Source organism: Pseudomonas sp. DY-1 (assembly GCF_003626975.1).
Classification (GTDB): Bacteria; Pseudomonadota; Gammaproteobacteria; order Pseudomonadales; family Pseudomonadaceae; genus Metapseudomonas.
On sequence record NZ_CP032616.1, the window covers coordinates 1,447,935 to 1,466,953 of the forward strand.

The following is a 19,019-nucleotide window of genomic DNA, read 5'->3' on the forward strand; positions in this document are numbered from 1 at the left end:
GCGGGCTTTTTTCTGTCCGGGCGGGTAAAAGGGCGCGTCTGGCCGTATCATTCCAGCAGTTTTCCATTCGCCCGAGCGACCATGAAATTCGCCATCGCCCTGTTCGCCCCGCCCCATGCGCCCTCCTCCCGTCGCGCCCTCCGCTTCGCCGAGGCCTGCCTTGCCGGGGGCCATGAAATCGTCCGGTTGTTCTTCTACCAGGAAGGCGTGCACAGTGCCTCCGCCAACGCCATCGCCCCCCAGGATGAGCCGAACCTCGCCGCCGAGTGGAGCGCCTTCGTACACAAGCACCAGTTGGATGGCGTCGTCTGCATTGCTGCAGCGCTCCGTCGAGGCGTGCTGAACTCAGAAGAAGCGCAACGTTATGAACGCCCCGCAGCCAACCTGGCAGAAGGCTGGGAGCTTTCCGGACTGGGGCAGCTGCATGAAGCAGCGCAAATGGCCGATCGACTGGTCAGCTTCGGAGGCAACTGAGATGAAATCCATGCTCATCATCAGCCGCCAAGCCCCGTGGAGTGGTCCCGGAGCGCGCGAAGCCCTGGATATAGCTCTCGCCGGCGGCGCGTTCGACCTGCCACTTGGCCTGCTGTTCCTCGATGATGGGGTGTTCCAGCTTGCTCCTAATCAGCAGCCGACGACACTCCAACAGAAGGACCTTACTGCCAACCTCCAGGCCCTGCCGCTGTTCGGTGTCGAGTCGCTCTTCGTCTCCGCACGCAGCCTGCAGGAGCGCGGCCTGGACGGCACCGACCTGAACCTGGCAGTGGAAATCCTAGACGATAGCGCCCTGACTTCCCTTATCGACCGTTATGACCAGGTGCTCACACTCTGATGGCCACCCTGCACGTTCTCTCCCACTCTCCCTTTTCCGATAGCCGCCTCGGAAGCTGCCTGCACCTGCTGGGTCCCAATGATGGCCTGCTACTAAGTGGCGACGCCGTCTACGCACTGCAACCTGGCAGCCTGACCCGCCAGGCGCTGGATCTGATGCCTGACTCGATTGCCCTGCACGCTCTTGCGGAAGACCTGCAAGCCCGCGCCCTCGCCGCCCTTCCGGCGCGCCTGAACACCGTGGACTATCCGGCATTCGTCGAGCTCTGCTGCCGCTATGACAAGGTGAACAGCTGGCTATGAGCGAATTAGTGATAGACGGGCGCAGCATCCCGCTAGACAAAGACGGCTACCTTCAGGAGCTGAGCGACTGGAGCCCGGCCGTTGCCAATGCGCTGGCCGATCTAGAGGAGCTGGCCCTGCAACCGGAACACTGGGAGATTCTCGATTTGCTTCGCGGTTTCTATGCCGAGTTCCAGCTGTCACCAGCGAACCGCCCGCTGGTCAAGTACGTAGCTCAGAAACTGGGGCCGGAAAAGGGTAACAGCCTGCACCTGAATCGCCTGTTCAAAGGCGCTCCTGCCAAGCTTGCCGCCAAGCTGGCGGGACTTCCAAAGCCGACCAACTGCCTATGAATCTTGTCACCCCAACGGAACACCCATTTGCCCAGTTCGTGCGCATCCTCGGAAAAGGCAAGCGCGGCGCCCGCAACATGACTCGCGAGGAAGCCTGCGAAGCCATGGGTATGCTCCTCGACGGCAACGTGGAAGACACGCAGCTCGGTGCCTTCCTCATGCTCCTGCGGCACAAGGAAGAGAATGCCGAAGAACTGGCCGGCTTCACCGAAGCCTTCCGCCAACGCAATCAGGCACCACGGATCGAGGTGGACCTGGACTGGCCTAGCTACGCCGGCAAGAAACGTCATCTACCCTGGTACCTGCTGGCGGCCAAGGCGCTGGCCGATAGCGGCATACGCATCGTCCTGCACGGCGGTGGTGCTCATACCGCCGGCCGCATGTATAGCGAGCAATTGCTGGATCTTCTGGACATTCCGCTTTGCCGGGATTGGGATCAGGTCGCCGGAGCCCTCGATGAACGCCATCTGGCTTTCATTCCCCTGGGGGCATGGGCGCCGCAGTTGCAGCGAATGATCGATCTGCGCAACACCCTTGGCCTGCGGTCTCCCATCCACTCCCTGGCACGCATCCTCAACCCGCTCAATGCCCGCTGCGGTCTGCAGAGTATCTTCCATCCTGGCTACCAGGCGGAGCACCGCGAAGCGAGCCGTCTACTCAGCGATCACGCCATTGTGATCAAGGGAGAAGGCGGCGAGATCGAGGTCAACCCCGATACCGCTTGCCACCTCTATGGCACGCACGATGGCCAGTCCTGGGATGAGGAGTGGCCGGCGCTATCTCCCTTACGGCACGTGAAGCCAGAAAGCCTGGATCCCGGCCATCTGGTCGCGGTCTGGCACGGCAAGAGCGGTGATGACTACGGCCTTCTGGCAATACGCTCCACCATGGCCCTCGCCCTGCGCGGTATGGGCATGAAACGAGCAGAGGCCTTCGAAGAAGCAGATAGAATCTGGGCCGAGCGCAAGATATCAATTTAGTCGATATCAAATCCCATCATTTTGCGCTTTTCCATCGATCGCTTCTCGATAGACTGGAATCCGAACCCAAATTCGGAGACCATTCATGGGCCTGTTGATCGATGGAAAATGGCATGACAAGTGGTACGACACCGCCAAGGACGGACGATTTCAGCGCGAAAGCGCACGCAGGCGTAACTGGATCACTGCTGATGGATCGCCAGGTCCGTCAGGCCTAGGCGGGTTCCCTGCCGAATCCGGTCGCTATCACCTCTATGTATCCCTGGCCTGCCCCTGGGCGCATCGCACTCTGATCCTCCGCAAGCTCAAGGGCCTGGAATCGCTGATCGACGTATCAGTGGTCAGTTGGCTGATGCTAGAGCAGGGCTGGACGTTCGACCCGCGTTACGGCTCAACCGGTGACAAGCTGGACGGATTCGACTACCTGCATCAGCGCTACACACAGGACAGCTCCGACTACAGCGGCCGGGTCACAGTGCCGCTACTCTGGGACAAAAAGACCGGGCGCATCGTCAGCAACGAATCCTCCGAGATCATCCGGATGTTCAACAGCGCCTTCGACCATCTCACCGGCAATACTCTGGATTTCTATCCGCAAGCGCTGCGCAACGAGATCGACGCACTCAACGAGCGCATCTACCCAGCGATCAACAACGGTGTGTATCGCGCAGGCTTCGCCACGACACAAGCCGCCTATGAAGAAGCCTTCCACGCACTGTTCGATGAGCTGGACCAGTTGGATGCACTTCTGGAATCGCGACGTTATCTGGCAGGAGAGCGGATCACCGAAGCGGACTGGCGACTCTTCACCACTCTGGTCCGCTTCGACGCCGTTTACCACGGACACTTCAAGTGCAACCTGCGACGCCTTGAAGATTACCCCAACCTCTCAGGATGGCTGCGCGAGCTGTACCAGTGGCCGGCCGTTGCCGATACGGTGAACTTCACGCATATCAAGCACCACTATTACGCCAGCCATCGCACCATCAATCCCACGGGTGTAGTGCCGTTGGGCCCGACACAGGACTTCACGCGCCCACACGGACGGGGGCACCTGAAAGCGCTCCCTGTGGCGCACAAGGCTCAGACTCCGGCCTGAGCCCCTTCGAACCAGGCCAGTTTATCGCGCAGGGTCACTACTTCACCCACGATGACCAGGGTGGGCGCGTGGACCTCATGCTCAGCCACTAGCTGCGGCAGGTTGGCCAGGGTTCCAGTGAAAACACGCTGGCGGCTGGTGGTGCCTTGCTGCACCAGAGCTGCCGGAGTGTCGCCAGCGCGACCATGCGCAATGAGTTGCTCGCAAATCAGCGGAAGACCCACCAGCCCCATGTAGAACACCAGAGTCTGGCCCGGAGAGACCAGATCTGCCCATGGCAGATCGCAGCTTCCGTCTTTCAGGTGACCGGTAACGAAACGCACCGATTGTGCATAGTCGCGGTGGGTGAGTGGGATGCCTGCATAGGCGGCGCAGCCGGACGCAGCGGTTATGCCTGGAACGACCTGGAACGGAATCCCTTCGGCCGCCAGTTCTTCGATCTCCTCGCCTCCGCGACCAAAGATGAAGGGGTCACCACCTTTCAGGCGCAATACCCGCTTGCCCAGCTTGGCCTGCTCGATCAACAGGCGATTGATTTCGTCCTGAGGCAGCGCATGGTCGGCACGACGCTTGCCGACGTAGATGCGCTCCGCATCACGACGGCAGAGTTCGATGATCGGCGCGGCAACCAGGCGGTCGTAAAGTACAACGTCAGCCTGCTGCATCAGGCGCAAGGCACGGAAGGTCAGCAAGTCCGGATCGCCCGGCCCGGCACCTACCAGATAAACCTCACCCAAAGCCTTGGGTGCACCGCCAGCCACTCGCTCGGCCAGCAGACGCTCGGCTTCGGCGCCTTGCCCGGCCAGCATGCGCTCGGCCACTGGCCCCTGAAAGACCTCTTCCCAGAACACACGCCGCTGCTGCACATCAGGGAGAAGGGCTTTCACCTGGTCACGGAACTTCTTCGCCAGGCCAGCCAGTTGGCCATAGGCAGAAGGGATCCAGGTCTCGATCTTCGCCCGAATCAATCGCGCCAGGACGGGAGCGTCGCCAGCACTTGATACGGCAACGATCAGCGGAGAGCGATCGACTATAGCGGGAAAGATCACACTGCAAAGTTTGGGAGCGTCCACCACGTTGACCGGAATTCCACGTGCCTGGGCCTGGACCGATACTTCAGCGTTCAACGCCTTGTCATCGCTGGCAGCCACAACCAGGACACAAGCGTGCAAGTCAGCTTCCTGATAGCCGCGCAGATACGACTCGCCGGCGCTCTGGACCACCATCTCCAACAACTGTGCATCGACTTCCGGCGCAACTACTCGCAACCGGGCGCCCGCATCGGCGAGCAGACGCGCCTTGCGCAGGGCCACCTCACCCCCACCGACCACGAGCACATTGCGCCCTTGAAGATTGTGGAACAGCGGGAGGAAATCCATAGCAGTGCCTTTTAGCAGTAACGGTTGGAGGTAGCGCTTGAACGGTCACCGCCCGCATGCAGCCAGGCTACGACGCGGGCGGTGAGGCCTTGCATTTCCCCCGCTGATACAGGGGATGGCAATCAGCCGATGAATTCGATGCCGCCCATGTAAGGCTTCAGAACTTCGGGTACGCGGATGCTACCGTCGGCCTGCTGATAATTCTCGAGAACGGCAACAAGCGTGCGCCCCACGGCAAGGCCAGAGCCATTCAGGGTATGCACCAGCTCGGGTTTGCCAGTTTCCGAATTGCGGTAGCGTGCCTGCATGCGGCGAGCCTGGAAATCACCGCAGTTGGAGCAGGATGAAATCTCGCGGTACTTGTCCTGGCTAGGCACCCAGACTTCGAGGTCGTAAGTCTTGGTGGCGCTGAAGCCCATGTCGCCGGTGCACAGGGCCAGAACGCGGTAAGGCAGCTCGAGCAGCTGCAGTACACGCTCGGCGTTGGCGGTCATGCCTTCCAGGGCCTCGAAGGACTTGGATGGCTCGACGATCTGCACCATCTCGACCTTGTCGAACTGGTGCTGGCGGATCATGCCGCGCGTATCGCGACCCGAGGCACCGGCCTCGCTGCGGAAGCACGGAGTATGAGCAACGAACTTGATCGGCAGTTGCTTGGCGTCGACGATCTCACCCGCAACGATATTGGTCAGGGAAACTTCTGCGGTCGGAATCAGGTAGAAGTCAGCCTCGTTCTCGCGGGAGATCTTGAACAGGTCCTCCTCGAACTTGGGCAATTGGCCGGTGCCCTGCAAGGCCGGGGCCTGGACCAGATACGGCGTGTAAGCTTCTTCGTAGCCGTGGTCAGTTACATGCAGATTGATCATGAACTGCGCCAGGGCACGGTGCAGGCGGGCAATGGGACCACGCAGCAGGGCGAAACGGGCGCCGGAGAGCTTGGCGGCGGTTTCGAAATCCAGCCAGCCGTGCTGCTCGCCAAGGGCAACGTGGTCCTTGACGCCGAAGTCGAAGCTGCGCGGGGTGCCCCAGCGACGCACTTCAACGTTACCTTCTTCATCCTCGCCTACCGGTACGGACTCGTGGGGCAGGTTCGGAATGTTCAGCAGCAGGTTGTCGAGCTCGACCTGGATGCTTTCCAGCTCGCGCTTACCCTCTTCAAGCTCATTGCCCATCCGATCGACTTCGGCTAGTAGGGGCGTGATGTCTTCGCCGCGCTGCTTGGCCTGTCCAATGGATTTGGAACGGGCGTTACGCTCGGCCTGCAGCTGCTCAGTGCGGACCTGCACGGACTTGCGCTGGTTCTCCAGCGCTTCCAGGCGCGCTACGTCAAGTTCAAAACCGCGGGTGGCAAGGCGTTCCGCGATTTCCCGGGGCTGGGTGCGGACCAGTTTGGCGTCGAGCATGTCAGGTTCTCGTCTCTCAGATTTTCGTCAGTATCAGGCCGGCCCAAGTGGCGAGCAGGCCGCCCAACACGCTCAGCAGCCCATAGCCTAGGGCCAGTGGCAGCTGGCCGCTTTCAAGCAGGCGCAGCGTGTCGAGTGAAAAGGATGAAAAAGTCGTCAGGCCACCCAGGAATCCCACCATGAGCCCGGCGCGGATTTCCACCGGAATTTCGGGCCGCAGGAGGAACAGGCCATACAGATAGCCAATTAGCAGGCAACCAACGATGTTGACCGCAAGGGTACCGGCGTAGAAGTAGCGTGGCCAGTAGGCAGTAATCAGATTGCCTGTGGCGAATCGCAGCAAGGTACCCGCCACACCGCCAGCGGATACCGCCAGGATCAGTCCGATCATGACTTTCTCCGCTTCCAGGGGCTGTTGCGGTCGAGGCTCTTCAGGTGTTGCAGCTTGTCACGGATCTTCAGCTCAAGGCCACGCGGTACTGGTTGATAGTATGAGCGTGGCTCGAGTTGTTCGGGGAAGTAGTCCTCCCCAGCCGCATAAGCATCCGGCTCGTCATGGGCGTAACGGTACTCCTCGCCATAGCCCAACTGCTTCATCAGTTTGGTCGGCGCGTTACGCAGGTGGAGCGGCACCTCCAGAGAACCGTTCTCGGCGGCATCACGCATGGCGGCCTTGAAGGCCATGTAGACCGCATTGCTCTTCGGTGCACAGGCCAGATACGTAACTGCCTGTGCTACGGCCAGTTCACCTTCAGGGCTTCCCAGCCTTTCCTGCACATCCCAGGCTGACAGGCAAAGACTCAACGCGCGCGGGTCGGCATTGCCGATGTCCTCGCTGGCCATTCGCACGACACGACGAGCGAGATAAAGCGGATCGCAACCGCCATCAAGCATTCGCGCATACCAGTACAGCGCCGCATCCGGGTCGGACCCACGCACCGACTTGTGCAAGGCCGAAATCTGGTCGTAGAACGCCTCGCCGCCCTTGTCGAAGCGCCGACGACTATCCCCCAGGAGATTCTGCAACAGTTCGACGCCGATCTCGCCACCGTCCTCGGCAAGATCGGCAGCGTTCTCCAACAGGTTGAGCAGTCGGCGACCATCGCCATCGGCCGCAGACATCAGAATGGCGAAACTCTGGTCCGGCAAGCTCAGTTTGCGCTTGCCAAGCCCCTTCTCTTCGCTCAGCGCACGCGCTACCAGCTTGCGCAGGGCGGCTTCATCGAGACTCTTCAGCACATAAACGCGCGCACGCGAAAGCAATGCATTGTTGAGTTCAAAAGAAGGGTTCTCGGTGGTTGCACCGATGAAAATCAGGGTGCCGTCTTCCACATAAGGCAGGAAGGCGTCCTGTTGGGACTTGTTGAAGCGATGCACCTCATCCACGAAGAGAATGGTGCGGCGGCCATATTGCGCGGCCTGCTGCTTGGCCATTTCTACCGACTGGCGAATCTCCTTCACCCCTGAAAGCACAGCGGAGATGGTTTCGAAGTGAGCATCGGTAACTTGGGCCAGCAGTTTGGCAAGGGTCGTCTTGCCGACCCCCGGTGGGCCCCAGAAGATCATCGAGTGCAGCGCACCTTGCTCCAGAGCCTCACGCAGGGGTTTGCCGGGTGCCAACAGGTGCTCCTGGCCGACATATTCGTCCAGGTTGGCGGCACGCAAGCGCGCAGCCAGCGGTTGGGCGATGGGTTCGGAGCGGAAAAGGTCCATGGGCGTTGCAGCTTATTCCTGGATGACGTCGGCGCCTTCCGGGATATTGAAGTTGAACTGCGCGGTATCGATCGCCTGGTTCATCTTGACCCCGAGGAAGAGGATGTTGGTGCGCTGGCCGACGCTGTCGATCAGTTGCATGTCGTTGATCACACCGTTACGGAACGACAGGCGCAGGGTGTCGAACAGGGTGTCCTTGGCCTTGGGCTTGAGAATGAAGTCCACCACGTCGCCGCCTTCCTTGTGGGTGATCTCGAAGTTCTCGCTGATCTTCGATACGTCACCCGACAACAGCAGGGCCGGAGTGTGGGTCAGGCGTTGATCCAGGGTCTGGATGGTCACCTGTTGCAGATCCGGGTCGTAGAGCCAGACTTTCTCGCCGTTGGAGACCAGCAGTTGCTCCATTGGGGCATCGGTATGCCAGCGGAACAGGCCCGGACGCTTTAGCGAGAGCTCACCAGAGGTTTCTTGCAATTGAGTGCCGGAACCATCGAGGGTCAGCTGGGAAAATCGACCAGTAATGGTCTGCGCCTTGTTCAGCATTTCTGTCAGGCGGCTGATGGCCGCCTTGTCGTCAGCCTGGGCAGTCAGAGCAGACAGGCCGAGTACAGCAACCATGAGCATGCGGATCAGTCGCATGGAATTCCTCGTCAAAAATCCGTTTCGGATTAGTCTCGCACCGGTGACGGCGCGATAACTTCGCGCGAACCGTTGCCGTTCATGGGGCTCACAACCCCAGCCATTTCCATCGCCTCGATCATGCGCGCGGCGCGGTTGTAGCCAATCTTCAGCTTGCGCTGTACTGCGGAGATCGAAGCGCGGCGGCTTTCGGTCACAAAGCGTACCGCCTCGTCATAGAGCGGGTCGTCTTCGCTGCCCTCGCTACCGCCTTCACCTCCCTCGCCACCGGAGAAGCTGCCAGCGCCCTCTTCCGCGCCTGCAAGGATGTCTTCGATGTAGTCCGGTGCGCCGCGCAACTTCCAGGCTTCCACCACACGATGCACTTCGTCGTCAGAAACGAACGCGCCGTGGACGCGGATCGGCAAGCCAGTCCCTGGCGGTAGGTAAAGCATGTCGCCATGGCCAAGCAGTTGCTCCGCTCCGCCCTGATCGAGGATGGTGCGGGAGTCGATCTTGCTGGACACCTGGAAGGCCATGCGGGTCGGGATGTTGGCCTTGATCAGGCCTGTAATCACGTCAACCGAAGGACGCTGAGTCGCGAGTATCAGATGGATACCAGCCGCACGGGCCTTCTGGGCGATACGGGCAATCAGTTCTTCCACTTTCTTGCCGACGATCATCATCATGTCTGCGAATTCGTCGACGACCACCACGATGGTCGGCAGCGTCTTCAGCAGAGGCGCTTCGTCTTCCATGCTTTCGCGACGATAGAGCGGATCAGTCAGCGGGGTACCAGCTTCCTCGGCATCTTTAACCTTACGGTTGAAACCGGCGAGGTTCCGTACACCCATGGCCGCCATCAGCTTGTAGCGCCGCTCCATCTCGGCAACGCTCCAGCGCAGGGCGTTGGCCGCCTCCTTCATGTCAGTGACCACCGGACACAGCAGATGAGGAATACCTTCGTAGATGGAGAGTTCCAGCATCTTCGGGTCGATCATGATCATCCGCGCCTGCTCGGGCGTGGACTTGAACAGGATCGACAGGATCATGGCGTTCACACCGACCGACTTACCGGAACCGGTGGTACCGGCGACCAGCAGGTGGGGCATCTTGGCGAGATCGGTAATGATCGGCTTACCGCCAATGTCGTGCCCCAGGGCAAGGGTGACGGGCGACTTGGCCTCGTCGTACTCGGACGAGGAAAGCACTTCGGAGAAACGCACGATCTGGCGGTCTTCGTTGGGAATCTCGATACCGACGGTCGTCTTGCCGGGAATCACTTCCACCACGCGAACGCTGATTACTGCCAGGGAGCGGGCCAGGTCCTTCGCCAGGTTGGAAATCCGGCTGACTTTCACACCTGCGGCAGGTTGAATCTCGAAGCGAGTGATCACCGGGCCGGGGTGCACGGATTCCACGATCACTTCAACGCCGAATTCCTTCAGCTTGATCTCCAAAAGGCGCGACATGGCCTCCAGGGATTCCGGAGAGAAGCTCTTCTGCTTCTTCTCGGCAACATCGAGGATGGAAATAGGCGGCAAGGTGCCTTCGACAGCGGTATCGACAAACAACGGCGCCTGTTTTTCCTTCTGCACGCGCTTACTCGGTTCCGCGGGTTTGGGCGGCGGCGGCGGAGTAATGACCGGCGCCGGGCGCTTCTCGCGTTCAGTCATGTGCTTGGTCAAGGCCTCTTCGCGCTCGATCAGACGCTCCTTGACCTTGGCCTGTTCGCGACGGTCCGGCACTACCGGTGCAGCGACTTCGTTCACGCGCACATCCACTTCACGCAGCTTGGCTACAAGTTGCTTGCGCTCGAGGCGCGCACTCCACCAGCGATTCACGGCGTTCTGAATGAGTTCGAAGAGATCGAGGGTGATCTTGCCGGTCAGATCCATGACCTTGAACCAGGAAAGGTCGGTAAACACCGTCAGACCGAAGAGGAAGAGTGCAAAGAACAGCAAGGTGCTGCCCTGCACGTTGAGTGCATTGACTGCCAGATGGCTGAGGCTCTCGCCCAAGGCACCGCCGGCAGACGCTGGAAGCCCGGCATGGTCCTGGAAATGGATATCGGCCAGTGCTGCACCAGAAAGCACGAGGAAGACCAGGCCGATCAGGCGCCATGAAAACAGCCAGCCGCTCCAATCGATGGGTTCGTGGCGATGGCGGAAGACTTGCAGGGTCTTGATCGCCAGCAGCAGCGGGAAGACATAGGCAAAGTAGCCCAAGGCCATGAACAGGATGTCGGCGAACCAGGCACCCAGGCGGCCGGCCGCATTCTGCACTTGCTCGACGTTGCTGGTGTGGGTCCAGCCCGGATCAGAGGAGTCGTAGGTGAGCAATGCCATCCACAGATAGAGGCAGACCGCCCCCAGCGCGATCAACGCACCTTCCTTGAGGCGATAATGCAATTGCTGGCGCCAGACAGGAATCTGGGCTCTGGTCGTGGAATTCTTCAAAACGCGTCTTTTCCTGCGCCCATGGCGCGTTCAAGAGTCGGTCGAGGGTGAAAAACTGCAAGGCACAGTGCCATTACGAGCTCCAACCCATTCGGAACGCGGCCCATTGTACGGATTTGCCTGCGCGACGCCATGTGGGAACTGATTGTCGCCCCAGCGTTTTGGCGACGTCTCGCGCTTCGGTGTAGCATAGCCGCCAACAATTTGCGCAATGCTCAATTGGAGCATGCATTCTCTTTCGTGACAAAGACTTATGGAGCCTTTTTATGAGCGAAGTCAAGCATTCCCGATTGATCGTACTGGGCTCCGGCCCGGCGGGCTACACCGCGGCCGTCTATGCCGCTCGCGCCAACCTCAAGCCTGTTGTGATCACGGGCATCCAGCCCGGCGGCCAACTGACCACCACAACTGAAGTGGACAACTGGCCAGGCGACGTCGAAGGCCTCACCGGCCCGGCACTGATGGAGCGCATGCAGAAGCATGCCGAGCGCTTCGATACCGAGATTGTCTACGACCACATTCACACCGCCGAGTTGCAGAAGCGCCCCTTCATCCTCAAGGGCGACAGCGGCACCTACAGCTGCGACGCCTTGATCCTGGCGACTGGCGCCTCCGCCCAGTACCTCGGCTTGCCCTCTGAGGAAGCCTTCGCCGGCAAGGGCGTCTCCGCCTGCGCGACCTGCGACGGCTTTTTCTATCGCAACCAGGTGGTTTGCGTTATTGGCGGCGGCAATACCGCGGTCGAGGAAGCCCTATACCTGGCCAACATCGCCAAGGAAGTCCACCTGATCCACCGCCGCGACAAGCTGCGCTCGGAAAAGATTCTTCAGGACAAGCTGTTCGAGAAGGCTGCAAACGGCAACGTACGCCTGCACTGGAACCACACTCTGGACGAAGTCCTGGGTGACAATACCGGCGTAACCGGTGTGCGCCTGAAAAACACCGCCGACGGCACCACCAAGGAGCTTTCCCTGGCAGGTGTCTTCATCGCCATTGGTCACAAGCCGAACACCGACCTATTCAAGGGCCAGCTGGAAATGCGCGACGGCTACCTGATCGTCCAGGGCGGCCTCGAAGGCAATGCCACCGCCACCAGCATCCCTGGGGTGTTCGCTGCCGGCGACGTGGCTGACCACGTCTACCGCCAGGCCATCACTTCCGCCGGCTCGGGCTGCATGGCCGCGCTGGACGCCGAAAAGTTCCTCGACGACAACTGACAGGAAAGGCGGGCTCCGGCCCGCCCTCCCCTCCCCCATGCTTACCTGGCTACAACGCGACTCCCTCGAGTTCCCGCCGCTCGGCCGAGCGATGCGCGAACCAAATGGCCTGCTGGCAGCCGGCGGCGATCTCTCGCCAGAGCGCCTGATCCAGGCCTACCGCCATGGATGCTTCCCCTGGTACCAGGATGGCCAGCCCATCCTCTGGTGGTCTCCCGACCCACGCACAGTGCTGCAGCCGCAGGAAATCCACATTTCCCGCAGCCTATCGAAGCTGCTACGCCAGGGACGCTTTCGCGTGACGTTCGACCAGGCGTTTCAATCCGTCATAGAAGGCTGTGCCGGCCCACGGAATTACACCGACGGCACCTGGATCACCCCGGCAATGCAGGCGGCCTACACAGAACTGCACCGCCGCAACGTCGCGCACTCGGTGGAGGTCTGGAAAGACGATGAACTTGTCGGCGGCCTCTATGGCCTAGCGATCGGCAAGCTGTTTTTTGGCGAGTCCATGTTCAGTCGGACAGACAACGCGTCAAAAGTCGGTTTCGCCACACTGGTGCAGCATCTGAATCAATGGGGCTTTGTGCTGATCGACTGCCAGATGCCCACCCAACACCTGCAGAGCTTTGGCGCCCGCACGATCAGCCGCGAGAAGTTTACCCGCTACCTGCAGCTCTACCTCGACCAACCGAACGCCGCAGACTGGATCGCCTAGGCGAGCCCCGCAGCCTGACATACACTTGCTGAAGGGATTTCCCGGGGGTTGATCATGACCGAGCTGGCTCGTCTCAAGTTTTACGCCACTCAGCCGCATCCATGCAGCTACCTGCCCGAGGAGCAGGCCACCACCCTGTTCCTCGACCCCAGCCAGCCCATGGACGTGGACGTCTATGCCGACCTATCGGAAATGGGCTTCCGCCGCAGCGGCGACCACCTCTATCGCCCGCATTGCCAGCGCTGCAATGCCTGCGTACCCGCACGCATCCCCGCCGACCAGTTCATCCCCAGCCGCCAACAGAAGCGCATCCTCAAGCGTAACGGCGACCTGACCGTAACCGCAGTGCGCCCATCCTTCACCGAGGAGTACTACGCGCTTTACGTCCGGTACATCGAGCAGCGCCACTCCGATGGCGACATGTATCCACCCAGCCGGGACCAATTTTCCACCTTCCTGGTCCGCGACCTGCCCTTTTCACGCTTCTACGAATTCCGCCTCAAGGACGAGCTCAAGGCCGTGGCGGTGACGGACGTGCTGCCAAACGGACTTTCCGCGGTCTACACCTTCTACGATCCCGATGAGGAGAGACGCAGCCTTGGCCGCTACGCCATTCTCTGGCAGATAGGCGAAAGCGCTCGCCTTGGCCTACAGGCCGTGTATCTCGGCTACTGGATCAAGAACTGCAGGAAGATGAACTACAAGACCCAGTACCGCCCGATCGAACTCTTCGTCAATCAGCGCTGGGTGACGCTCAGCTGAAGCCCTTGGCGAGCAGTGCTATTTTCGGGCACAATGCACGCCGTTTTTGCCCGCCGCACTTTGTGGTCGGGCCCATCTCTGAATACCGAGGGCTTTACTGCATGTCGAAAGAAGACAGCTTCGAAATGGAAGGCACTGTCATCGACACCCTGCCCAACACCATGTTCCGTGTGGAGTTGGAAAATGGGCACGTCGTCACCGCGCACATTTCCGGCAAGATGCGCAAGAATTACATCCGCATCCTCACCGGCGATAAGGTTCGCGTCGAGCTGACGCCGTACGATCTGAGCAAAGGCCGCATCACCTACCGCGCCCGCTGATCAGAAAGTCATGAAAAAGCCCGGCAATTGCCGGGCTTTTTTGTGGATGACCGTCAGGCCATCTCTGCAGTTGTCTCGAACTCGAAGCTGAGCTCTTCGTCCTTGACGTCGACATGCACCAAACCGCCGTGCTCGGCCAGTTCACCAAAGAGGATCTCTTCGGCCAGAGGCCGCTTGATCTTGTCCTGGATCAAACGCGCCATGGGACGCGCGCCCATCTGGGCATCGTAGCCACGCTCGGCCAGCCAGCCACGCGCCTCGTCGCTGACCACCAACTGCACGCGCTTGTCTTCCAGTTGCGCCTGAAGTTCGGTGAGGAACTTGTCCACGACATTCTTGATGACTTCGTGGCTCAGGCGACCAAACTGGATGATAGTGTCCAGACGGTTGCGGAATTCCGGCGTGAAGCTCTTGCGAATGACCTCCATGGCGTCCGAGGAGTGATCCTGCAGGGTGAAGCCAATGGAGGCGCGTGCAGCAGTTTCGGCGCCGGCGTTGGTGGTCATGATCAGGATCACGTTGCGGAAATCCGCCTTGCGTCCGTTATTGTCAGTCAGGGTGCCGTGATCCATCACCTGCAGCAGCAGATTGAAGACTTCCGGATGGGCCTTCTCGATTTCGTCCAGCAGCAGTACGCAGTGCGGCATCTTGGTGATGGCCTCGGTCAGCAAGCCGCCCTGGTCGAAACCAACATAGCCCGGAGGCGCACCAATCAGACGCGAAACAGTGTGCCGCTCCATGTACTCGGACATGTCGAAGCGAAGCAACTCGATACCCATCGCCTTTGCCAGCTGCCGGGCAACTTCAGTCTTGCCGACCCCAGTGGGACCAGCAAAGAGGAAGGAGCCCACAGGCTTGTCCGGAGATTTGAGGCCGGCACGGGACAGCTTGATCGCAGTGGACAGGGAGTCGATGGCGGCGTCCTGACCAAACACGGTCAGCTTCAGGTCGCGCTCCAGATTACGCAGCAGTTCCTTGTCGGAACTGGTGACGTGTTTTGGAGGAATCCGTGCGATCTTGGCAACGATGTCTTCGACCTGCGCCACTTCAATGCGCTTGGCACGCTTCTCCTCCGGCTGTAGCCGCTGGTATGCACCCGCCTCATCGATCACATCGATCGCCTTGTCGGGCATATGCCGATCATTGATGTAACGCGCCGCCAGCTCAGCAGCAGCACGCAACGCCTCGTCGCTGTACTCGATATGGTGATGCTGCTCGAAACGCGCCTTGAGCCCCCTGAGGATGCCTACGGTGTCTTCGACGGAAGGCTCAGTCACATCGACTTTCTGGAAGCGCCGAGCGAGAGCCCGATCCTTCTCGAAGATGCCACGGAACTCCTGGAAGGTAGTGGAGCCGATGCAGCGGATCTCACCCGACGAAAGCAGGGGCTTGAGCAAGTTGGATGCATCCATCACACCACCCGAGGCAGCTCCAGCCCCAATGATGGTGTGGATCTCATCGATGAAAAGAATGGCATGGGGGCGCTTGCGCAGTTCGTTGAGCAGCGCCTTGAAGCGCTTCTCGAAGTCGCCGCGATACTTGGTTCCCGCCAGCAGTGCACCTAGATCCAGGGAGTAGACCACGCTGTCAGCCAGCAGATCAGGCACCTGATTGTCGACGATACGCTTCGCCAGCCCCTCGGCGATGGCGGTCTTGCCGACACCAGCCTCACCGACCAGCAGCGGGTTGTTCTTGCGACGACGCGCCAGAATCTGTGCGACGCGCTCGACTTCATTCTCACGCCCCACCAACGGATCGATACGCCCCATCCGCGCCAGTTCGTTCAGGTTGCTGGCATAGGCATCGAGGGGATGACCCGAGGCGGCGGCCTCACCACCCTCCTCGTCCTGCATTTCCTGGTCGTGATCGTGCTGCTCCCCGTGCCCTGGCACTTTAGAAATACCGTGGGCGATGTAGTTGACGACATCGATACGAGCCACACTCTGCTGTTTCAGCAGGAATACAGCCTGGCTCTCCTGCTCACTGAAGATCGCAACCAGCACGTTAGCACCGGTCACTTCGCGCTTGCCGGAACTTTGCACGTGGAACACCGCGCGCTGCAGAACGCGCTGGAAGCCGAGCGTTGGCTGGGTTTCACGATCTTCGTCGTGCTGAGGAATCAGCGGGGTGGTGGAGTCAATGAACTCCTGCAGGTCGTGCCGCAGCTTGTCCATATTCGCGCCGCATGCACGCAGTACTGTTGCAGCAGCTTCGTTGTCCAGCAGGGCGAGCAACAGGTGCTCGACCGTCATGAATTCGTGACGCTTGGCGCGGGCCTCCTTGAAGGCAAGATTGAGGGTGACTTCGAGCTCGCGGTTCAACATGGCTTCACCTCATACCCAAGGGGCGGCATTAACCGTCCTTCTCGATCTCACAGAGCAGCGGATGCTGGCTCTCTCTCGCATATTGATTGACCTGCATGGCCTTGGTTTCGGCTATGTCACGCGTAAACACGCCGCAAACCGCCCGACCTTCCGTATGCACGGTCAGCATGATCTTGGTGGCGAGTTCCCGGTTCATACCGAAGAACGTTTCGAGCACCTCGACCACGAAATCCATTGGGGTGTAGTCATCGTTAAACATGACCACCTTATACATAGGTGGCGCCTGCAGGGCTGGCTTGGCTTCCTGCACCGCCAGGCCCGTGGAGTCGTCCTCATGATGCTGCGGACTGTCCTGATTGAATGTTAGTCGAATCTGGCTGCTTGCATGCATGCTGGAATTAAAGGTCATAGGTGAGTGAAAAACGGCCGCTGGAAAGACTTTGATCCGTTTCTCAGGCGATGCCGGGAACGCCTTGACTAACGGCAAAACGGTGTTACAACCAGTGGATACCCGTCTTCGGGTATCAGGGGTTCCACGTGCGTGGCCAAGGCGGCCCTAAGGGCGTGGAGTCGAAGTGGATGATACTCCAGTGATGGAGTCCTTTGCAGAGGGATATCAGCATGCTTAGCGGTAAGGTCAAGTGGTTCAACAACGCCAAAGGCTATGGATTTATCCTTGCCGAAGGCCGAGATGAGGACCTGTTCGCCCACTATTCGGCCATCCAGATGGACGGCTACAAGACGCTAAAGGCTGGACAGCCGGTAAGCTTCGATATCATCCAGGGCCCGAAAGGCCTGCATGCCGTGAACATTCGTCCGGTCACGGCCACCACCGAAGCGCCTGCCGCAATCAGCCACCCCCAGGGCAGCACGGTAGAAGTTTAAGCCCTCGAAATATTTGGGCAAAAAAAGGCCGGTCAGTTGACCGGCCTTTTTGTTTCCGCCTTCAGGCTCACATGTGGGCGATGATGGCGTCACCGAACTCGGAGCAGGACAGCAACTTGGCGCCATCCATCAGGCGCTCGAAGTCGTAGGTAACGGTCTTCGCCGCGATGGCCCCATTGGTGCCTTCGATGATCAGGTCAGCCGCTTCGGTCCAGCCCATGTGGCGCAGCATCATCTCCGCAGAAAGGATGACCGAGCCCGGATTGACCTTGTCCTGACCAGCGTACTTCGGCGCAGTGCCGTGAGTGGCCTCGAACATGGCGACGGTGTCGGACAGGTTGGCGCCAGGGGCGATACCGATACCGCCCACCTCTGCGGCCAGCGCGTCCGAGAGGTAGTCACCGTTCAGGTTCAGGGTGGCGATGACGTCGTACTCGGCCGGACGCAGGAGGATCTGCTGAAGCATGGCATCAGCGATCACATCCTTGACCACCACGTTCTTGCCGGTGCGAGGATTCTTGAACTGCATCCACGGGCCGCCATCCAGCAACTCGGCACCGAACTCGTCACGCGCGACTTCGTAGCCCCATTCCTTGAAGGCACCTTCGGTGAACTTCATGATGTTGCCCTTGTGAACGATGGTCACGGAGCTGCGATCATTGTCCACGGCGTATTGCAGAGCCTTGCGTACCAGTCGCTTGGTGCCGTCCTGGGAAACCGGCTTGATGCCGATGCCGCAGTTCTCTGTGAAACGGATTTTCTTGACGCCCATTTCCTCGGTGAGGAACTTGATGACCTTCTCGGCTTCGGGACTACCGGCCTTCCATTCGACACCTGCGTAGATGTCTTCGGAGTTCTCACGGAAGATCACCATGTCAACGTCGCCGGGCTTCTTCACCGGACTGGGAACGCCCTCGAACCAGCGAACCGGGCGCTGGCAAACGTAGAGATCAAGCTCCTGGCGCAGAGCCACGTTGAGCGAGCGGATGCCACCACCGACAGGCGTGGTCAGCGGCCCCTTGATGGAGACGACGTAGTCGCGAACGGCTTCCAGGGTCTCTTTCGGCAGCCAGGTGTCCTGGTCGTATACCTGAGTGGCCTTCTCACCGGCATATACCTCCATCCACGAGATCTTGCGGGCGCCGCTGTAGGCCTTGGCGACCGCAGCATCCACCACCTTGATCATGACAGGACTGATATCAACGCCAATGCCGTCACCCTCGATGAAAGGAATGATCGGGTTGTTCGGTACATTCAGGGACATATCTGCATTGACGGTGATTTTGTCACCGACTGCCGGCACCTGGATCTTTTGGTATCCCATGCTGAGCTCCGTTTGTGGTTGAGAACGCTCTTGCAGCTCGTGAGCCTACTCCAGTTGGGCGGTCATCGACCATATCTTCCTTAGTCGAAAACAGCCCCTCGCGTCAGCCCGCCTAAAGGAGTGGTATACTGCGCGCCGTGACTTGACAGTCATCGAGGGCGAGCAGTCTGGGACCAGACTCACTGTCCTCGCAGCGGCCCAACCACCACCATGGCAAAGCCGTACAACGCTCTACTGGCGCTTCATTACCCCCGCGGCAAATCTCGACACAGCTCAACTTCGACATTGAGCGAATGTGCCTACCAATGCGCTTCGAGACTCTGTGCGCGCCCAGAAAAGAAGAGAGTTAAAC

Annotated in this window: 20 protein-coding genes; 11 read left to right on the plus strand and 9 right to left on the minus strand. The window is 60.0% G+C overall.

Going from position 1 to position 19,019, the window contains the following annotated elements:
* Nucleotides 1-81 precede the first annotated feature (81 nt).
* The 6 genes from tusD to D6Z43_RS07105 all read left to right on the plus strand — a co-directional run bounded on the left by tusD (nt 82) and on the right by D6Z43_RS07105 (nt 3,545).
* Nucleotides 82-474: a sulfurtransferase complex subunit TusD gene (gene tusD, locus D6Z43_RS07080; RefSeq protein ID WP_120651268.1), complete on the plus strand. Its 393-nt coding sequence runs from the start codon at nt 82-84 to the stop codon at nt 472-474.
* 1 nt (nt 475) lies between these two features.
* Nucleotides 476-832: a sulfurtransferase complex subunit TusC gene (tusC, locus tag D6Z43_RS07085; RefSeq protein ID WP_120651269.1), complete on the plus strand. Its 357-nt coding sequence runs from the start codon at nt 476-478 to the stop codon at nt 830-832.
* A complete protein-coding gene (gene tusB, locus D6Z43_RS07090) occupies nt 832-1,134 on the plus strand; it encodes a sulfurtransferase complex subunit TusB (protein WP_120651270.1) in 303 nt (100 codons plus the stop codon). The genes tusC and tusB overlap by 1 nt, the downstream gene beginning before the upstream one ends.
* Nucleotides 1,131-1,466 carry a TusE/DsrC/DsvC family sulfur relay protein gene (locus D6Z43_RS07095; protein ID WP_120651271.1) on the plus strand — a complete coding sequence of 112 codons (336 nt, stop codon included), beginning with the start codon at nt 1,131-1,133 and terminating at the stop codon, nt 1,464-1,466. Before tusB ends, D6Z43_RS07095 begins: the two co-directional genes overlap by 4 nt.
* Nucleotides 1,463-2,446, plus strand: coding sequence for a glycosyl transferase family protein (locus D6Z43_RS07100; RefSeq protein WP_120651272.1), 984 nt, complete (start codon nt 1,463-1,465; stop codon nt 2,444-2,446). Before D6Z43_RS07095 ends, D6Z43_RS07100 begins: the two co-directional genes overlap by 4 nt.
* A gap of 85 nt (nt 2,447-2,531) precedes the next feature.
* Nucleotides 2,532-3,545, plus strand: a complete 1,014-nt coding sequence (locus D6Z43_RS07105) for a glutathione S-transferase family protein (protein ID WP_120651273.1) — start codon at nt 2,532-2,534, stop codon at nt 3,543-3,545.
* Here D6Z43_RS07105 and cysG read toward each other — a convergent pair.
* The 6 genes from cysG to ftsK form a co-directional block, all read right to left on the minus strand.
* A complete protein-coding gene (gene cysG, locus D6Z43_RS07110) occupies nt 3,530-4,924 on the minus strand; it encodes a siroheme synthase CysG (protein ID WP_120651274.1) in 1,395 nt (464 codons plus the stop codon). The genes D6Z43_RS07105 and cysG overlap by 16 nt on opposite strands.
* A gap of 122 nt (nt 4,925-5,046) precedes the next feature.
* Entirely contained in the window at nt 5,047-6,327 is a 1,281-nt protein-coding gene (gene serS / locus D6Z43_RS07115) for a serine--tRNA ligase (protein ID WP_120651275.1), read from the minus strand.
* Between the two features lie 16 nt (nt 6,328-6,343).
* The gene (crcB, locus tag D6Z43_RS07120) at nt 6,344-6,718 is read right to left on the minus strand and encodes a fluoride efflux transporter CrcB (protein ID WP_120651276.1); all 375 of its coding nucleotides are present in this window, start codon (nt 6,716-6,718) and stop codon (nt 6,344-6,346) included.
* The gene (locus tag D6Z43_RS07125; protein WP_120651277.1) at nt 6,715-8,040 is read right to left on the minus strand and encodes a replication-associated recombination protein A; all 1,326 of its coding nucleotides are present in this window, start codon (nt 8,038-8,040) and stop codon (nt 6,715-6,717) included. The genes crcB and D6Z43_RS07125 overlap by 4 nt, the downstream gene beginning before the upstream one ends.
* A gap of 12 nt (nt 8,041-8,052) precedes the next feature.
* On the minus strand, nt 8,053-8,679 hold the full coding sequence (lolA, locus tag D6Z43_RS07130) for an outer membrane lipoprotein chaperone LolA (RefSeq protein ID WP_120651278.1): 627 nt from the start codon (nt 8,677-8,679) through the stop codon (nt 8,053-8,055).
* A 29-nt stretch (nt 8,680-8,708) separates the two neighbouring features.
* Complete coding sequence (gene ftsK, locus D6Z43_RS07135; RefSeq protein ID WP_120651279.1) at nt 8,709-11,117, minus strand: DNA translocase FtsK; 2,409 nt, start codon at nt 11,115-11,117, stop codon at nt 8,709-8,711.
* A 266-nt stretch (nt 11,118-11,383) separates the two neighbouring features.
* Here ftsK and trxB point away from each other — a divergent pair, with 266 nt between their 5' ends.
* The 4 genes from trxB (at nt 11,384) to infA (ending at nt 14,134) form a co-directional block, all read left to right on the plus strand.
* The gene (gene trxB / locus D6Z43_RS07140) at nt 11,384-12,334 is read left to right on the plus strand and encodes a thioredoxin-disulfide reductase (RefSeq protein ID WP_120651280.1); all 951 of its coding nucleotides are present in this window, start codon (nt 11,384-11,386) and stop codon (nt 12,332-12,334) included.
* Nucleotides 12,335-12,371: 37 nt separating this feature from the next.
* Complete coding sequence (gene aat / locus D6Z43_RS07145) at nt 12,372-13,052, plus strand: leucyl/phenylalanyl-tRNA--protein transferase (RefSeq protein WP_120651281.1); 681 nt, start codon at nt 12,372-12,374, stop codon at nt 13,050-13,052.
* 54 nt (nt 13,053-13,106) lie between these two features.
* On the plus strand, nt 13,107-13,814 hold the full coding sequence (locus tag D6Z43_RS07150; protein ID WP_120655210.1) for an arginyltransferase: 708 nt from the start codon (nt 13,107-13,109) through the stop codon (nt 13,812-13,814).
* 101 nt (nt 13,815-13,915) lie between these two features.
* Nucleotides 13,916-14,134: a translation initiation factor IF-1 gene (infA, locus tag D6Z43_RS07155; protein WP_016492441.1), complete on the plus strand. Its 219-nt coding sequence runs from the start codon at nt 13,916-13,918 to the stop codon at nt 14,132-14,134.
* 53 nt (nt 14,135-14,187) lie between these two features.
* On the opposite strand, the gene clpA is transcribed toward infA, so the two are convergent.
* Together clpA and clpS are read right to left on the minus strand one after the other, a co-directional pair.
* A complete protein-coding gene (gene clpA / locus D6Z43_RS07160; RefSeq protein WP_120651282.1) occupies nt 14,188-16,458 on the minus strand; it encodes an ATP-dependent Clp protease ATP-binding subunit ClpA in 2,271 nt (756 codons plus the stop codon).
* A 28-nt stretch (nt 16,459-16,486) separates the two neighbouring features.
* Nucleotides 16,487-16,849, minus strand: coding sequence for an ATP-dependent Clp protease adapter ClpS (gene clpS, locus D6Z43_RS07165; protein WP_120655211.1), 363 nt, complete (start codon nt 16,847-16,849; stop codon nt 16,487-16,489).
* Between the two features lie 230 nt (nt 16,850-17,079).
* Here clpS and cspD point away from each other — a divergent pair, with 230 nt between their 5' ends.
* A complete protein-coding gene (gene cspD, locus D6Z43_RS07170; protein WP_120651283.1) occupies nt 17,080-17,343 on the plus strand; it encodes a cold shock domain-containing protein CspD in 264 nt (87 codons plus the stop codon).
* A 67-nt stretch (nt 17,344-17,410) separates the two neighbouring features.
* Here cspD and icd read toward each other — a convergent pair whose 3' ends face one another.
* Nucleotides 17,411-18,667, minus strand: a complete 1,257-nt coding sequence (icd, locus tag D6Z43_RS07175) for an NADP-dependent isocitrate dehydrogenase (RefSeq protein WP_120651284.1) — start codon at nt 18,665-18,667, stop codon at nt 17,411-17,413.
* Nucleotides 18,668-19,019: the final 352 nt, after the last annotated feature.

What these genes read in the sequence shown, in the direction of transcription:
- crcB (WP_120651276.1), bottom strand. Translation starts at nt 6,718, where the DNA reads ATGATCGGACTGATCCTGGCGGTATCCGCTGGCGGTGTGGCGGGTACC.
- trxB (WP_120651280.1), top strand. Translation starts at nt 11,384, where the DNA reads ATGAGCGAAGTCAAGCATTCCCGATTGATCGTACTGGGCTCCGGCCCG.
- tusD (WP_120651268.1), top strand. Translation starts at nt 82, where the DNA reads ATGAAATTCGCCATCGCCCTGTTCGCCCCGCCCCATGCGCCCTCCTCC.
- D6Z43_RS07105 (WP_120651273.1), top strand. Translation starts at nt 2,532, where the DNA reads ATGGGCCTGTTGATCGATGGAAAATGGCATGACAAGTGGTACGACACC.
- cspD (WP_120651283.1), top strand. Translation starts at nt 17,080, where the DNA reads ATGCTTAGCGGTAAGGTCAAGTGGTTCAACAACGCCAAAGGCTATGGA.
- cysG (WP_120651274.1), bottom strand. Translation starts at nt 4,924, where the DNA reads ATGGATTTCCTCCCGCTGTTCCACAATCTTCAAGGGCGCAATGTGCTC.
- D6Z43_RS07095 (WP_120651271.1), top strand. Translation starts at nt 1,131, where the DNA reads ATGAGCGAATTAGTGATAGACGGGCGCAGCATCCCGCTAGACAAAGAC.
- D6Z43_RS07150 (WP_120655210.1), top strand. Translation starts at nt 13,107, where the DNA reads ATGACCGAGCTGGCTCGTCTCAAGTTTTACGCCACTCAGCCGCATCCA.
- clpA (WP_120651282.1), bottom strand. Translation starts at nt 16,458, where the DNA reads ATGTTGAACCGCGAGCTCGAAGTCACCCTCAATCTTGCCTTCAAGGAG.
- D6Z43_RS07100 (WP_120651272.1), top strand. Translation starts at nt 1,463, where the DNA reads ATGAATCTTGTCACCCCAACGGAACACCCATTTGCCCAGTTCGTGCGC.
- infA (WP_016492441.1), top strand. Translation starts at nt 13,916, where the DNA reads ATGTCGAAAGAAGACAGCTTCGAAATGGAAGGCACTGTCATCGACACC.
- tusB (WP_120651270.1), top strand. Translation starts at nt 832, where the DNA reads ATGGCCACCCTGCACGTTCTCTCCCACTCTCCCTTTTCCGATAGCCGC.
- lolA (WP_120651278.1), bottom strand. Translation starts at nt 8,679, where the DNA reads ATGCGACTGATCCGCATGCTCATGGTTGCTGTACTCGGCCTGTCTGCT.
- serS (WP_120651275.1), bottom strand. Translation starts at nt 6,327, where the DNA reads ATGCTCGACGCCAAACTGGTCCGCACCCAGCCCCGGGAAATCGCGGAA.
- tusC (WP_120651269.1), top strand. Translation starts at nt 476, where the DNA reads ATGAAATCCATGCTCATCATCAGCCGCCAAGCCCCGTGGAGTGGTCCC.
- aat (WP_120651281.1), top strand. Translation starts at nt 12,372, where the DNA reads ATGCTTACCTGGCTACAACGCGACTCCCTCGAGTTCCCGCCGCTCGGC.
- D6Z43_RS07125 (WP_120651277.1), bottom strand. Translation starts at nt 8,040, where the DNA reads ATGGACCTTTTCCGCTCCGAACCCATCGCCCAACCGCTGGCTGCGCGC.
- icd (WP_120651284.1), bottom strand. Translation starts at nt 18,667, where the DNA reads ATGGGATACCAAAAGATCCAGGTGCCGGCAGTCGGTGACAAAATCACC.
- clpS (WP_120655211.1), bottom strand. Translation starts at nt 16,849, where the DNA reads ATGCATGCAAGCAGCCAGATTCGACTAACATTCAATCAGGACAGTCCG.